12 protein-coding genes and 1 pseudogene are annotated in these 14,850 nt (G+C 73.0%); 2 read left to right on the top strand and 11 right to left on the bottom strand.

Going from position 1 to position 14,850, the window contains the following annotated elements:
• Positions 1-2: 2 nt before the first annotated feature.
• From efp to aroB, 3 genes are all read right to left on the bottom strand, one after another.
• The gene (gene efp / locus Q2K16_RS31625; protein WP_088645221.1) at positions 3-560 is read right to left on the bottom strand and encodes an elongation factor P; all 558 of its coding nucleotides are present in this window, start codon (positions 558-560) and stop codon (positions 3-5) included.
• A gap of 140 nt (positions 561-700) precedes the next feature.
• Complete coding sequence (gene aroQ / locus Q2K16_RS31620) at positions 701-1,159, bottom strand: type II 3-dehydroquinate dehydratase (protein WP_302742257.1); 459 nt, start codon at positions 1,157-1,159, stop codon at positions 701-703.
• Entirely contained in the window at positions 1,156-2,232 is a 1,077-nt protein-coding gene (aroB, locus tag Q2K16_RS31615) for a 3-dehydroquinate synthase (protein ID WP_302742256.1), read from the bottom strand. Before aroB ends, aroQ begins: the two co-directional genes overlap by 4 nt.
• A gap of 163 nt (positions 2,233-2,395) precedes the next feature.
• Between aroB and Q2K16_RS31610 the strand changes: the two genes are divergently transcribed.
• Both Q2K16_RS31610 and Q2K16_RS31605 read left to right on the top strand, forming a co-directional pair.
• Positions 2,396-2,917: a DUF2243 domain-containing protein gene (locus Q2K16_RS31610; RefSeq protein ID WP_302742254.1), complete on the top strand. Its 522-nt coding sequence runs from the start codon at positions 2,396-2,398 to the stop codon at positions 2,915-2,917.
• On the top strand, positions 2,914-3,693 hold the full coding sequence (locus tag Q2K16_RS31605) for a cytochrome c oxidase assembly protein (protein ID WP_302742253.1): 780 nt from the start codon (positions 2,914-2,916) through the stop codon (positions 3,691-3,693). The genes Q2K16_RS31610 and Q2K16_RS31605 overlap by 4 nt, the downstream gene beginning before the upstream one ends.
• On the opposite strand, the gene Q2K16_RS31600 is transcribed toward Q2K16_RS31605, so the two are convergent.
• From Q2K16_RS31600 to Q2K16_RS31565, 8 genes and pseudogenes are all read right to left on the bottom strand, one after another.
• A complete protein-coding gene (locus Q2K16_RS31600) occupies positions 3,683-4,189 on the bottom strand; it encodes a shikimate kinase (RefSeq protein ID WP_302742252.1) in 507 nt (168 codons plus the stop codon). The genes Q2K16_RS31605 and Q2K16_RS31600 overlap by 11 nt on opposite strands.
• Before the next feature lie 28 nt (positions 4,190-4,217).
• Positions 4,218-5,396 (bottom strand): chorismate synthase, encoded by a 1,179-nt coding sequence (gene aroC, locus Q2K16_RS31595; RefSeq protein WP_302742250.1) that lies wholly within the window; start codon positions 5,394-5,396, stop codon positions 4,218-4,220.
• 100 nt (positions 5,397-5,496) lie between these two features.
• Entirely contained in the window at positions 5,497-6,384 is an 888-nt protein-coding gene (locus tag Q2K16_RS31590) for a sulfotransferase family protein (RefSeq protein ID WP_302742249.1), read from the bottom strand.
• 13 nt (positions 6,385-6,397) lie between these two features.
• The gene (locus Q2K16_RS31585) at positions 6,398-7,999 is read right to left on the bottom strand and encodes a lipopolysaccharide biosynthesis protein (protein WP_302742248.1); all 1,602 of its coding nucleotides are present in this window, start codon (positions 7,997-7,999) and stop codon (positions 6,398-6,400) included.
• Positions 8,000-8,730: 731 nt separating this feature from the next.
• Positions 8,731-10,014: pseudogene (locus Q2K16_RS33310) on the bottom strand (O-antigen ligase family protein); the annotation flags it as partial.
• Positions 10,015-10,021: 7 nt separating this feature from the next.
• Complete coding sequence (locus Q2K16_RS31575; RefSeq protein ID WP_302742245.1) at positions 10,022-10,951, bottom strand: glycosyltransferase family 2 protein; 930 nt, start codon at positions 10,949-10,951, stop codon at positions 10,022-10,024.
• Positions 10,944-12,587 (bottom strand): Wzz/FepE/Etk N-terminal domain-containing protein, encoded by a 1,644-nt coding sequence (locus tag Q2K16_RS31570; RefSeq protein ID WP_302742244.1) that lies wholly within the window; start codon positions 12,585-12,587, stop codon positions 10,944-10,946. The genes Q2K16_RS31575 and Q2K16_RS31570 overlap by 8 nt, the downstream gene beginning before the upstream one ends.
• Before the next feature lie 188 nt (positions 12,588-12,775).
• Positions 12,776-14,782, bottom strand: a complete 2,007-nt coding sequence (locus Q2K16_RS31565) for a delta-60 repeat domain-containing protein (RefSeq protein ID WP_489671947.1) — start codon at positions 14,780-14,782, stop codon at positions 12,776-12,778.
• Between the last annotated feature and the right edge of the window lie 68 nt (positions 14,783-14,850).

Genomic DNA, 14,850 nt, shown 5'->3' with positions numbered 1-14,850 from the left:
CATCAGGCTCGGCCGAGGTAACGGCCGTCGCGGGTGTCGACCTTGATCTTCTCGTCGGTGGTGATGAACAGCGGCACCTGCACGGTCGCGCCGGTCTCGACGGTGGCCGGCTTGTTACCGCCGGTCGACCGGTCGCCCTGCAGACCCGGCTCGGTGTAGGTGACCTGGAGCACCACGCTGGTGGGTAGCTCGATGTAGAGCGGCACACCCTCATGGGTGGCGACGGTCGCCTCGGCCTCGGGGAGGAGGTAGTTGGCGGCCTCGCCGACGGTGCCGCCGGGGACGGTGATCTGGTCGAACGTCTCCAGATCCATGAAGACGTAGTCCTCGCCGTCGGCGTAGAGGTATTGCATGGTGCGCTTGTCGACGGTGGCGGTCTCGACCTTGGTGCCCGCGTTGAAGGTCTTGTCGACGACCTTGCCGGACAGCACGTTCTTCAGCGTCGTGCGGACGAACGCCCCACCCTTACCGGGCTTGACGTGCTGGAACTCGACGACGGACCACAGCTCCCCGTCGAGGTTGAGTACCAGGCCGTTCTTGAGGTCGTTGGTGGATGCCATTTCCTGCCTTGATCATCAATTGGCGGACAGACCTGACAAGTCTACTAGCTGCGTCTAATCGGCGGCGGGGCCGTCGACCGGGGCCCGGCCGACCCCCCACGGACCACCCCGGCCTTCACGCAGAGTTACGAACGGCACGGTCAGTCGGTCCCGCCGAGCCGGGTGGCGAGGTGCCGCAGCGCGAGCTGGTAGCCGTCCACGCCGAGACCGCAGATCACCCCGGTGGCCACCGCCGACACCACCGAGTGGTGCCGGAACTCCTCCCGGGCGTGGATGTTGGAGATGTGCACCTCGACCAGGGGCGCACGCAGCAACGCGCAGGCGTCGCGGACCGCGATCGAGTAGTGCGACCAGGCCGCCGGGTTGAGCACCACCGCCGCGCCCTCGTCCGCCGCCCCGTGCAGCCAACCGACGAGTTCGTGTTCCGCGTCGGTCTGCCGGACCACCACGTCCAACCCCAGCTCGCGGCCCGTCTCGACGCAGAGCGTCACCAGGTCGGCATAGCTGGTCACCCCGTACACGTCGACCTGGCGGCTGCCCAGCCGGCCCAGGTTCGGCCCGTTGAGCACGTACACCCGGGGGTTGTCGGGGCCGGTCACCGGCTGACCTCCCGGTAGGCGGCGTGCAGCAGCTCGTCGTCCGGGCCGTCCAGGATCGCCGGGCGGGCCAGCCCGTCGAGCACCACGAACCGCAGCCTGCTCCCCCGGGCCTTCTTGTCCACCCGCATCGCGGCCAGCAGGGCCGGCCAGGCGTCCGCCGGGTAGCTGGTCGGCAGGTCCAGCGCCGACAGCACGCGGCGGTGCCGCTCGGCGGTCGCCGCGTCGAGCCGGCCGGCCAACCGGGCGAGGGTGCCGGCGTAGACGGTGCCGACGGAGACCGCGTGCCCGTGCCGCCAGCGATACCCCTCAACCTTCTCGATCGCGTGCGCCAGCGTGTGCCCGTAGTTGAGCACCTCCCGCACACCCGACTCGCGCAGGTCACCGGAGACCACGTCGGCCTTGACCCGGATCGCCCGCTCGATCAGCTCCCGGGCCACCGGGCCCGTCGGGTCGACGGCGGCCACCGGGTCCGCCTCGACCAGGTCCAGGACCACCGGGTCGGCGATGAAACCGCACTTGACCACCTCGGCCAGCCCGGCGGCCAGGTCGGCCGGCGGGAGGCTGTCCAGCGTGCCCAGGTCGGCCAGCACCCCGACCGGCGGGTGGAAGGACCCCACCAGGTTCTTGCCGGCAGCCGTGTTCACCCCGGTCTTGCCGCCGACGGCGGCGTCGACCATGCCGAGCAGCGAGGTCGCCACCGGCACCCACCGCACCCCGCGCAACCAGCAGGCCGCGACGAAGCCGGCCAGGTCGGTCACCGCACCGCCGCCCACCCCGACCACCGCATCGGTACGGGTGAAGCCGGCCGCACCGAGCTGCTCCCAGCAGTCGGCGGCCACCTCGACCCGCTTGCCCGCCTCGGCGTCGGGCACCTCGATCGCCAGCGGGCTGATCCCCGCGCCGGCCAACCGCTCGCCGATCTCCTCGGCCAACGCCCGCAGGGGCGGCGCGTACAGCACCGCCGCCCGGGTCGCGTCGGGCAGCAACGCGGGCAGCTCGGCCAACAGGCCCCGCCCGACCAGTACGTCGTACGGCCGTTCGCCGCCGACCGGAATCCGGGTCACCTCGTCCATCGCCGGCAGCCTAGTCCAGCCCTCGCCCCGGCACGGGGAGTGTCCACCTGATGGCGCCCGCCCGGCGTGACCTGACGACCGGGCCGGCGTTTAGCCCCACGGGCCCCGGGCACCGGGGACGGGACCGACCCGAACGTGCCGACCCGAACATGGAGGAACCCCCATGGGCAGCACCACCGTCGACGGCGCGGACATCCGGCTCCCGGCCACCGTCCTCGGCGTCGGCCTCGGCGGCTTCGCCGACGGCATCGTCCTGCACCAGGTGCTCCAGTGGCACCACATGCTCAGCAGCACCGGCAGCGACAACGTCGGGATCGGGGCGTACCCGGTGGACACCGTGCCCGGGTTGCAGATGAACACCCTGTGGGACGGGCTGTTCCACGTGGTGACCTGGGTGGCGGTGCTCACCGGACTGGCCCTGCTCCACTCCCGGGTCACCCGCTCCCGGGGCCGGCTGTGGCGCTCCGGCAAGCTCTGGGGCTGGGCGCTGGTCGGGTGGGGGCTGTTCAACCTGGTCGAGGGAGTCGTCGACCACCACCTGCTCGGCATCCACCACGTGCACGGCGGCCCGCACCAGACCGCCTGGGACGTCGGTTTCCTGCTGCTCGGGGCGGCGCTGGTGGCCCTCGGCTGGGCGGTGCAGCGCCGGGCCACGACCGTGGACACCTGCGCCGAACGGCGATGACCGGGACGCACGGCGGCGGGGTCGGGCTGCTGCTGCTCGTACCCCCGGTGGTGTTCTGGGGTTACCTGGCCGCCGCGCTGCGCCAGCGCGACCCGGGGCGCGCCGGGTGGAGCCACTGGCGGACCGCCAGCTTCGGCGCGGGCAGCGCGCTGCTCGCGGTGGCCCTGCTGCTGCCCGCGCACGACCTGGTCGGGCACATGTGGCAGCACCTGCTGGTCGGCATGCTCGCGCCGCTCGGGCTGGTGCTCGGCGCACCCGGCACGCTGGCCCTGCGCACCGTTGCGCGCCACACCGGCCGGGCCGCCCTGCGGCTGCTGCGGCGGCCCGCCGTGACGGTCGCCAGCCATCCGGTCACCGGGCTGCTGCTCACCGCCGGGGGCCTCTACCTGCTGCACCTGACGCCGCTGTACCGGGCCACCCTGACCCACCCCGGCCTGCACCCGGTGCTGCTACTGCACTTCCTGGTCGGCGGGTACGTCTTCGCCTGGTCGATCGCCGGCCCCGACCCCGGGCCGCACCGCTGCGGCGTGCCGGTGCGCCTGGTGGTGCTGGGCCTGTCCGTCGCCGCCCACGCCACCCTCGCCCAACTGATGTACGCCGGCCTGGTCGACGCCGCCGCGCCGGCCGCCCAACTGCGGGCGGCGGCGACCCTGATGTACTACGTCGGCGACCTGGCCGAGATCCTGCTCGCCCTGGCCCTGCTGGTCACCTGGCGACCCGCGCCCCGCCGGGACCGGGCGGCCCCGACGGGGCGGGCGGGCGTGGTCAGGGCCTGATCAGGGTGACGATCTCGGCCGCGATCTCCTCCGGCGTACGGCCGTCGGTGAGCACCGTCGCCGTCGCGACCTCCGCGTAGAGCGGCCGACGCTGGTCCATCAGGTACTTGAGGGTGGCGCGCGGGTTCACCGACAGCAACGGTCGGCCGGCACCGAGCCCGACCCGCTTCACCGCGTCGGTCAACTCCACCGACAGGTGCACCACCGTGTGCCCGATCAGCGCGGCCCGGTTCTCCTCGGCGAGGACCGCCCCGCCGCCGAGGGCGAGCACCCCGGCGTGTGACGTCACCGCCGCCAGCACCGCGGCCCGCTCCAGCGCCCGGAAGTGCGCCTCACCCTCGTCGATGAAGATCTCCGGGATGGGCTTGCCCGCCATCTGCTCGATGTCGGTGTCGGTGTCCCGGAACGCCACCCCGAGCAGGGTGGCCAACTCCGCGCCGACGGTGCTCTTGCCGCACCCGGGCGCCCCGACCAGCACGCAGACAGGCTTCGTCACTGGTTCGGCCCTTCCTGACAGCCGCCGCTCACCTGATGATCAGGGTGTCGAGGTAGCCGGCGAGGTTGCGGCGGATCTCGGCCACCGAGTCACCACCGAACTTCTCCACCACCGCCTCGGCCAGGACCAACGCCACCATCGCCTCCGCGACCACCGCCGCCGCCGGCACCGCACACACATCCGACCGCTGGTTGATCGCGGTCGCCGGCTCCCCCGTGGTGACATCCACCGTGGCCAACGCCCGGTTCAGCGACGAAATCGGCTTCATCGCCGCCCGCACCCGCACCGGCTCACCCGTCGTGATCCCACCCTCCAGACCACCTGCCCGGTCGGTGACCCGACGCACCCCGGTCGCGGTGGCCATGATCTCGTCGTGCGCCTCCGAGCCTCGGGACCGGGCCTGTTGCCACCCGTCCCCGATCTCGACACCCTTGATTGCTTGGATCGACATCAACGCCGTCGCCAACCGGGCATCAAGCTTCCGATCCCACTGCACGTGACTACCCAAACCCGGCGGCACCCCGTACGCCAACACCTCCACCACCCCACCCAACGTGTCCGCAGCCTTCTTCGCCGCATCGACCTCGGCGACCATCCGCGCACTGGCCTCCTGGTCGAGGCACCGCAACGGGTCCGCATCGATCCGCTGAGCGTCCTCGGGGGTGGGCCGTAGCCCCGGCTTCACCGCCACCGACCCGAGTTCCACCACATGCGACACGATCTCAATGCCCAGAGCTTGCCTGACCAGGGCCTTCGCCACCGTCCCGACAGCGACCCGGGCGGCGGTCTCCCGCGCACTCGCCCGCTCCAGAATCGGCCGGGCATCGGTGTGGCCGTACTTCTGCATCCCCGCCAGATCCGCATGACCGGGGCGGGGACGGGTCAACGGAGCATTACGCGCCTGACTCGCCAACTCGCCCGGATCGACCGGGTCGGCGGCCATCACCGTCTGCCACTTCGGCCACTCCGAATTCCCCACCCGGATCGCCACCGGACTACCCAGGGTCAACCCGTGCCGCACACCACCGACGACCTCGACCTCGTCCTGCTCGAACGCCATCCGGGCGCCCCGGCCATAACCGAGCCGACGACGCGCCAACTCACCCGCGATGTCACCGGTGGTCACCGCCACCCCGGCCGGCACCCCCTCCAACAACGCCACCAGAGCCGGACCATGCGATTCACCTGCAGTCAGCCAACGCAACACAGCGGTCAGTCTGTCACGCCCGGTGCCGGCGACGGCACCGTGCCCGGCCCGTCCCGCCCTGCGGACGACGAGGTCCACCCCGGCGGGGCACCGGCAACGGTCACGACCAGTCGAAGCGCATGCCCAGCCGCTGTTGCAGCGCCGCGTTGTGCGGGGCGAAGTGGGCGCTCAGCTCGGCCCGGACCTGCTCCGGCATGGCGCTGCTGCGCCGGTGGTTGTGTGCCTCGTACGCGGCGAGCCGGTGCGGGGGCAGGCCGAGGAAGTCCAGCACCCGGGCGTACGTGGCGGCCGGCTCGGCGTACAGCGTCTCGCTGGGCAGGATCAGCAGCTGGGAGCGGTCGAACCGGTCCAGCCACGGCGTCAGGTGCTCCAGGTAGCGGCCACGGGCGCGGTAGGTGTACCAGTCGTACGCCTCGCTGAAGTACGTCGGGTCGGCGACCAGCTTCTCCCGCTCCCCCGCCGTCCGCTCCTCCTCCCGGGCCAGCGCCTCGGCGAAGTCCAGCGGCTCCTTGCCCTCGGTACGCCGCTCCTTCCAGTGCGAGTACGCCCGCTCTACCGGGTCCCGGAGCAGGAAGATCAACCGGACGTCGGGCATCAGCTCGGCGACCCGCTGAGCGACGAGCGGGTGGAACATGTACAGCGGCGCGGCCTCGCCGACGCGGACCGGCCCGCCGTGCCGACGCTCCAGGGCCTGCCGGTGCCGCACCGTCGGGAAGTGCGACCGGTACCACGCCTCGCCCCGGCCCCAGTTCTCCTCGAAGTAGTGCGAGGTCTTGGTGTTCCAGGCCGGAAAGAGCCGGGGCACCAGGGGGTGCGCCAGCAGGTAACGCCACAGCGAGGTGGTGCCGCCCCGCTTGGTGCCGGTGATCAGGAAGTCCGGCAGCGGCCGGCGCTCGCTGGTGCGTTCGCCGTACCTGACCAGTGAGCTGCGCACCTGGTGGGTGACCTGGTGCGGGACCACACCCTTGAGGCGGTCGCGGATCGTCATCGTCTCCCTCTCGTCACGCCGGTCTCGGCCTGAGCATCGTCACGGCGGCCCGGACCGTACGCCGGACCCGCCGGTCCAGCAGCAGCCCGGCGGCGACGACCGCCAGCACCACCAGGGCCAGCGCCAGACCGGCCACGCCCCGACCGGCGACCAGCGCGCTGAGCACCGCCACCACGGCCGCGCCGCCGCCGGCCCCGACCGCCGCCCAGCCCACCGAGCGGGTGAGCAGCGGCTCACCGATCGCCACCCGGGCGGCCACGGCAGCCAGCACGTTCTCGGCGACCACGCCGGCCGTCCAGGCGTACGCCGCGCCGAGCGCCCCGTGCTCGGGGATGAGCAGGAAGCCCAGCCCGACGGTGAGCGCCAGCCCGATCAGGGTCGCCTGGAGGTGCCTGGCACTGTTGCCGCTCATCAGCAGCATCGTCTGCACGATGCCCACCCCCGAGTTGACGAGCATCGCCCCGGCGAGAACCGCCAGCGGGGCGGCCCCGACGGTGAACCCGTCGCCGAAGAGGCTGAGGAACCCGGGCGCGAACACCGCCAGCAGCAGGTACGCCGGCCAGGACAGCAGGATGATCACGACGGTGACCCGCCGGTAGACCAACGCCGCGTCGGCGGTGCGCCCCTGCCCGAGCAGCCGGGACAACTGGGGTGCGACGGCCACCCGCAACCCCTGCATGATCAGCAGTCCGGCCAGGGCGTACCGGCCGACCGCGCCGAAGACGCCTGACTCGTCCGCGCCGGCCAGCGCCGAGGTGAGCAGCACCCCGACCCACATACTGCTCGCGTCGATGGCCGCCGATACCGCCCGGGGCAACGCGAAACCCCAGAGGGTACGCCAGTCCGCGCCGTCCGGCCGTAGCCGTGCCCCGGCGAGCAGGCCGAGGGGGCGCAGCAACAGGACGGCGGCGGCGACCACGGCCAACGCCACCGGCAGCAGCCAACCGCCGAAGCCGACGACCACCCCGGCACCGGTGGCGACCGTCGCCAGCAGCAGGGCGGGCCGGGCCAGCGGCACCAGCACGTACTGGATGCCGACCACGGCGGTCACCGGCCGGACCGCCCGGACGGCGGCGAGCAGCACGGTCATCGCCACCGTGACCGGCAGGGCGAGGAACGCCAGGCGCAGCAGCATCGGCCCGTCCGACCGGGCGAAGAAGACCGGGGCGAGCAGGTCGGCGGTGAGCGCGCCCACCGTCGCCACGACCCCGGTGAGCAGGAGCACCGGCAGCAACGCGACCGGCAGCAGCCGGGCGGCGTCGCCGTCGGCACCCACCCGGCGTCGGGGCAGGGCCCAGACGAGGGCGGTGTCCGCACCGGCGCAGCAGACCGCGGCCAGGATGGAGACCACGCCGATGGCGGTGAACAGCGCACCGGAGCCGTCGGTGCCGAAGCCGCGCACGATGACCACGGTGAGCAGGAAACCCAACGCGCCGTTGACCGCCGCGCCGACCAATCCGACCGCACCGTTGCGGGCACTGCGGCGTACCTCGCCGGAGCCGCCCGCCGCGTCGGTGACCGCCGGGCCGGTCGCCGGGGGCGGCCCCGGATCGGCGGCGCGGCGGTCGAGCTGCCGGGGCACCGCCGGAGTGGTTCCGGTTCCCGGTCGTCTCATGTCTGCTCCCTGCCGTCACCGGCGCGGGTCTGGTCCCCGGTGCCGCTCTGGTCCCCGGCGCGGGGCCGGTCGTCGGTCGGGCTGGTGGGTGGGGTGTCGCCGCCGACGCGTGCGGGTTGCACCACCGTCGGCGGCCACACCCCACCGGCCGGCCGGGAACCGCTGACAGGTGTCGCCGCCGGGGGCCGGGCGGGAGCCGGAGTCGGGGCCGGGGTCGGAGTCGGGGCCGCGACCGCAGGCGCGGTCGGAGCCGGCGCCGGGGCAGGTGAGCAGGGGCGGGCCGGGGCCTGAGCCGGGGGCCAGGACGGAACCGACGGGGCCGGTGGCCGGGACACGCCCGGGGACGCCGTCGCGGACGGAGCCGGGGTTCGGGGTGAGGGCGTGGATGCCGTCGCAGGCGGGGCCGGGGGTGCAGGCGGGGTCGGGGACGCCGTCGCGGACGGAGCCGGGACGCGGGGTGGGACCGGGGACGCCGGCACAGGTGCAGCCGGGACACGGGGTGGGACCGGGGGTACCGGCGCGGGCGGGACGGAGGGTGGCACGGCGGCGGTGGGTCGGGGCGGCACGGGGGCGGCGGCACGGGGTGGCGGGGACGGGACGGTGGCCGACGCCCGGGCCGGCACGGCGGCCGTTCCGGTGGCCGGGGCCGTGGCACCGGACGCCGTGCTGCCGGACGCCACGGTGCCGGTCGCCGAGGGCGGTACGCCGGAGCCGGCCGTCGCGGGGCGTGCCGCGCGGGCGTCGACGACCCCCGGCGCGAGGGTCACCGCACGGTTCACCGGCCCGCTGACCGCCGCCAGCCCGGCCCCGACCGCGAAGAAGATGACCGACATGTTCGGGTCGATGTAGGCGTACACCGGGATCACCACCAGGGCGATCACCGGGATGGTGCTCAGCCACTGCCCGGCCGGGGAGACCGCGCCGGCCAGCCGCTTGGCGATCAGCGCCAGCCAGGCCAGGAAGGCGACCAGGGCCGGGATGCCGTGGCTGTAGAGCACCTGCCAGACCATCCCCTGGGTGCCCAGCGGTTCCTCGGCGAGCGTGGTGTCGACGCTGTTCGGTGCGCCGTAGCCGAGCAGGGGCGAGCGTTCGACGGCCTGGAGGGTACGGACGTAGAGGTCCATCCGGTCGACGTTGGTGTCGGTGCTGCTGACCCGATTGTCGATCAGCTCCTGCACCGGCACCACCAGGCTGACCACCCAGACCAGCAGCACCAGCCCACCGATCGAGGCGATCAGCTTGGCGTTGCCCCGTACCAGCGCCCGCAGGCCCAGGTAGGTCAGCCCGGCTCCGAGGCCGAGGAACATGCCCCGGTTGAGGGTCATGAACGCCGGCACCATCGACAGCGGCAACGACACCAGCAGCACCACCCGGAACTTGCCGGTACGTACCGAGGTCAGGTATGCCAGCACGCACGGCACCAGCAGCGCGTACGCCGTACCCCAGTTGTTGGTGTACGGGTAGGGCGCGGCGGTCCGGTAGATCGGGGCCCGGGAGACCGGGTTGAACTCGTTGGCCCGCACGTGGGTCAACGCCTGGATGAACCGTTCCCCCGACATGCTGCCCGGCAGCAGCATCTCCACCGGGGTGGTGAGCTGGAACCGGGGTGCCAGCACGGCCAGCCAGCCCAGGGCGACCACGCCCAGCCAGTACCAGCCGAGGGGGCGGAGCACCTGCTCCCAGGGGACGCCGTCGCGGACCAGGTTGTAGACGTAGACGCAGACGATCAGGGCGGTCAGCATGAAGCCGAAGCGCAGCCCGGAGGTCAGGTAGGCGGTGGCCCGGTCGAGCCGGGTGAAGCTGAGCAGCACCAGGGCGAGCAGCACCAGCCAGCAGGCGGTGCCGGCGGGCAGCGCCACCCGGCCCCGGGTGACCAGCAGGCCCAGCAGCACCACCCCGAACACCGACCAGCCGAGGTAGAAGCCGCCGAGCACCCACCAGAGCGGGACCAGCCCGAACATGGCCAGCAGTGGCCAGGTGGGCAGCGGCGGCGGCCCGGCGGGCGATCCGGGCATCCGCCGGTCAGACACCCCGGCCCCGGCGCTGGGCGAGCTGGAGCACCCGCTCCCCCGACAGCAGCCCGAGCACCACCGGGACGGTCACCAGCACCCGCTTCTCCCGGGGGTTGAGCCGGATCACCCGGCCGAGTTCCCGCACCGCCTCGCCGCGCCGCCGGCCGGAGGCGAGCGCGAACGCGATCTGCCCGTGCAGGCGGGCCAGGCCGGTACGGCTCCCGGCCAGTTCGGGGTGCTTGTCGAGCAGGTAGCGGGTGGCCTCGACGATGGTCGCCCAGCGGCCGAAGAAGAACGAGCCGCCGTGCCAGTCGACCACCACGAGCACCTCGGGCACGATCACCACCGGGCCGTGTCCGGCGATCCGCAGCAGCCACTCGTAGTCCTCGCCGTACCCGCCTGGCAGTTCCTCGTCGACCGGGCCGATGGCCTCCCAGGTGGAGCGGCGGATGAGGATGGTGCTGGAGTGCACCTCCATGATCCGGTCCTCGACGAAGTCGGGCAGGCCGACCTCGGTCCGGTCGAGCTGTCGTTCCTTGGCGATGCCCGGCCCCTCCAGCCGGATGCCGCAGCTCGCGGCGGCGGCGTCGGGCCGCTGCGCCAGCAGTTCCACCTGGCGGCGCAGCTTCGCCGGCAGCCAGTGGTCGTCGTCGTCGCAGAAGGCGATCAGGTCGGCGGCGGCGGTGTCGAAGCCGGTGTTCCGGCCGCCGGGTAGCCCCCGCCGGTGGGTGTTGTGGACGTACCGCAGGGTGCGCCCGGCCGGCACGTCGACGTCCAGTTCCCGCAGGTCGGTGTGGTCGTAGACGACGACGCACTCCACCGGCCCGGGGTAGTCCTGGTCGAGCACCGCGCCCACGGCCCGCTCCAGCAGTCCGGGCCGGTCGCGGGTGGCGATCACCACGGTCACCGGCGGGTGCCCGGTGCTCGTCGACTCAGTCACGTTTCTCTCCCGTCACCACGAACCCGACCGGTTCGACGCCCACCGAGCGCAGCCGTTCCACCAGTTGGCCCAGCCGGCCGGTACGGGTCTTGTCGCGGGCGGCGACCAGCACGGCCCGGCCCTCCCGGGCGGCCCGGACACCCCGTTCGTCGTGCAGGGCGGGCGGGGCGTCGATCACTGTGACGCCGGCGGCCACCGGGGCCTCCAGCGGGACCAGGCGCACCGCGCCGGCACCGATGCGGACCTGCTCGCCGTCGGTGGCGGGGGCCTCCTTGGGCAGCACCCTGGGGATGATCTCGGTCTTGTCCGCGGAGGTGGTGGCGGAGCGGTAGACGCCACCGTTCTTCGGGTCGTCGGTGGGGAACGGCCGGGGCTTGCGGACCGGCTGAATGATCATGGTGTCCTCCGGGTTGCCGCCGGTGACCGGGGTGGGGGCGGCAGGGGCCGGGACACTGCTGGGCATCGGCCGGGGGCGGGGTACCCGGGGCCGGGTCGGCTCGACGGCCGGGTGCCGGCGCTGGGCGTCGGTGAGCAGGGCCCGGATGCGGTCCTGGCTCTCCGGCGCGACACCCAGGCGCACCTCGTGCCCGGCCTGGGCCAGTGCGGCGGCGACCCCGGCGGTGACCTGTTCCCGCTGTTCGTCGGCGGCGCTGGAGAGCAGCACCAGGGGCAGCGGCCTCGGCCCGTCCACCCAGCGGCCCAGGGCCAGCACCAGGTAGCGCAGGTCGGTGTCGGAGAGCCGACCCGAGCGGTCCCGCCCGACGGTGCCCAGCAGCGGTGCGCCGACCAGCGCGGAGGCTTCACCGGCGGTGCGGACCCGGCGGTCCATGGATTCCCGGACGAAGGCGACCAGCCCGCCGACGAGCAGGCCGCCGAGGAGCCCGGCGACCAGGATCAGCGGGGCGGCGTCCCGGCTGGACGGGACGGGCGCGCGGGCGGCGCTGGTGACCGAACCGGGGCTCAGATCCGCCGAGGCGATCTTGGAGCGCTGCTCGGCGAGGGTGGCGAGCTGGTCGTTGAGCGCCCGCAACTGGTCGAGCAGGGCACTGGTCCGCGGCGACGGGCTGGACGAGCCCTGGTTCGCCGGCAACGACCGCTGGGTGGTGGTGCGCTGGCTGGTGACCAGGGCGATGGTCTCGTCGTACGACTTGAGCACCGCCGCGCGCTGGTTCTCGTACATGCCCTTACGCAGTTCGAGGTACGACTCGGCGGCGCCGTTCGCGCCGTCGACCGCCTCGGCCTCGCTGTGTCCGGCGTAGCTGAACCGCATCACCTGCCCACCGACAGGCGTCTCCACGGTGAGCGCGTCGGCCACGTCGGTGGTGTCCCGGCCGGTGATCGAGGCGACCTTGTCGATGACGTCGTTGCTGGTGGCGATCCCGCTCTCGGCGGTCATGTTGACCGCCCGGTCGGCGCCGCCGGAGGGCACCGAGAACGGGTCGGTGACCACCGGGCGGACCACCACGGCCGTGGTGGCGGTGTAGGTGGCCGGGAAGACCAGCAGGTAGGCGGCCACCAGTAACAGCACCAGCCCGGTGACGGCGAGCACCGTGCGCCACCGCCGCAGCGGAATGCGGGCCAACTCGGCCAGGCCGACCGGGCGCTGCCGGGCGGGAGTGACGTCGGTCACGTCCATCAGTCAGGTCCTCTTGCGATGCGGGGTGGGCGGGTCGGCTCGGGCCGACGACGGCCCCGGTGCGAGCCGCTGGTGGTCCCATTGTCGCCGACCGTTCATCTGTGGTCGACAGCCGACCGGTCCCCTGCGCCGCGGGCGGTCCGTCGGTGTCCCGGGGACACCGGCGGACCGCCCGCGGCGGGTGTGGCTCAGGAGGTGGCGAAGAACAGCGTCTTGCTCGACCAGTTCACGCTGCCGCCGGCCGGGGCGATCTCGACCGAGGCGGCGCCGTCGACGGCGGTCTCGTCGAACGGCACGGCCTGCAGGGAGCCGTTGGTGTTGCCGTAGACGATCTTGCCGTTGACCCAGGCCATGCCCCGCACGTTGCCCCAGTTCAGACCCACGCTGGGCAGGGTGAACTCGGTGCAGCCGACGATGTAGCCGTCGGGCTCCAGGTACCTGTAGAACAGCTTGTTGGTACCGGCCTTGGTGTAGTACATCCGGCCGTCGAGGTAGAACGCGCCGGCCATCGTGGCGGGGTTGAACCAGTCGTTGTAGCCGCTGCTCACCCAGGGTGCGCCCACCGTGCCGCCGGTGAACATCGACACACCCAGGTAGCTGCCGCCGGGGGCGGTCGCGTCGGTCTTCGACCAGTAGAGCTTGTTGCCGACCGAGAAGGACGCGCCGGCCGCGGTGAGGTTCGCCTGCGCGCTGCTCACCGGCGTGCCCAGGGTGGTGCCGTTGAACGACACCTTGGCGGTCTGCCCGTTGCCGGTCCCGACGTACAGGTAGCCCGACGACGCCGTCGGCGCGTTGGTCGCCGCGACGGTACGGCCACCGGCGAGCGGGAACAGGCCCAGCCGCCCGTGGTACTCGTTGCCGAGGCCGTCGGAGTCGAAGCCGGCGTAGAGGCCGGTGCTGCCCCGCCACAGCTCCCACACGATCGGACCCCAGGTGGTGGTGCCGGCCGGCGCGCCCGAACGGGTCGGGTTCCAGACCAGCGGCATCCCGTTGATCGGGTCCAGCGCGCCGAGCCCGAACCGGTTGATCGCGCCGGAGCCGGCCGAGTCGTTGCCGTTGGCATTGTTCAGCCAGCGGAAGTGGCCCGCGACGTACACCACGTTGTCGGTGACCTCGATCGAGGTCACCGAGTCGGCACCGGTGTAGTTGACCCAGGTGGCGTCCAGGGCCGTACCCCGGTCGGCGGTCTCGAACCGGGCGATGGCGTCGCAGTACGCCCCGTCGCCCCGGCCGCCGTCGGCACCGATGACGAAGTACTTGCCGTCGTCGGAGAAGTCGACGTCGCGGGCGTAGAACGGGAACGAGCCGCTGTAGCAGGGCGCCACGTAGCGCTGGGTGCTCCAGTTGGCGACAGTCGGGGTGCCGTCCAGGTCGACGACCACCACCTGGTTGCGGGGCTGGCCGTTGACCTCGGTGAAGTTGCCCACCGCGACCAGGGTCTTGCCGTCCGGGGAGACGGCCAGGCCCCAGACCAGCTCGCTGCTGGCGCGGGCGACGCTGGCGTCGATCTGGAAGCTCGGGTCGATCGCGCCGGTCGTCGCGTCGAGCCGGGCCAGCAGCGAGTGCTCGGTGCCGTTGACCCAGTGGAACGCGCCGGCGATGTAGAGCTTGTTGCCGACCACGACGGTGCGGCGGACCAGGCCGCCGTCGCTGCGGCCGACCCAGCTGCCGATCGTCGCGCCGGTCGCCGGGTCGAGCTGGACGAGGTTCTTGCGGCTGACCCCGTTGACGTTCTTGAACGCGCCACCGACGATCAGCTTGCCGTCGGGGCTGGCGGCGAGGGCGTGCACCGCGCCGTCGAGGGTCGGGCTGAAGTCGGCCTTGAGCGCGCCGCTGGTCCGGTCGTAGGCGAACAGGTAGTTGCGGGAGGTCCAGCTGGAGTCCCCGGCGGCCTTGACCGAGGTGAAGGAACCGCCCACGTAGACCGTGTTGCCGATCTCGGCGAACGCCTTGGTGTCGCCGTCCTGCGCGTGCGGAATGTTGTCCGCCGGGTTGGCCGAGGTGAGCGTGCTGGTCACCGGGGTGAGGTCCGCCGCGTGGGCGGGCGCGGCCAGCAGGCCGACCGCGAGCACCGGTGCGGCGAGCGCGGCGAACCACCGTCGCCACACCGGTCGAGACGTTCTGTGAAGCACTGGCGCCCCCAAAAATGAAGTGAGATCGTGCGTAGCTTGCTCTGCCCGGACATTTCCCACCATCAACCGACCGGTCCGGTCGGCCACCGGCTCGGCCCTGTCCTGCCGTACGGGTCGCGTCCGGACGACCC

The sequence above is a fragment of the Micromonospora cynarisoli genome (assembly GCF_030518815.1).
In the GTDB taxonomy this organism is placed as follows: domain Bacteria; phylum Actinomycetota; class Actinomycetes; order Mycobacteriales; family Micromonosporaceae; genus Micromonospora; species Micromonospora wenchangensis.
The sequence above is the reverse complement of the archived record's forward strand: the minus strand, read 5'-3'. Positions and strand labels throughout refer to the sequence as shown.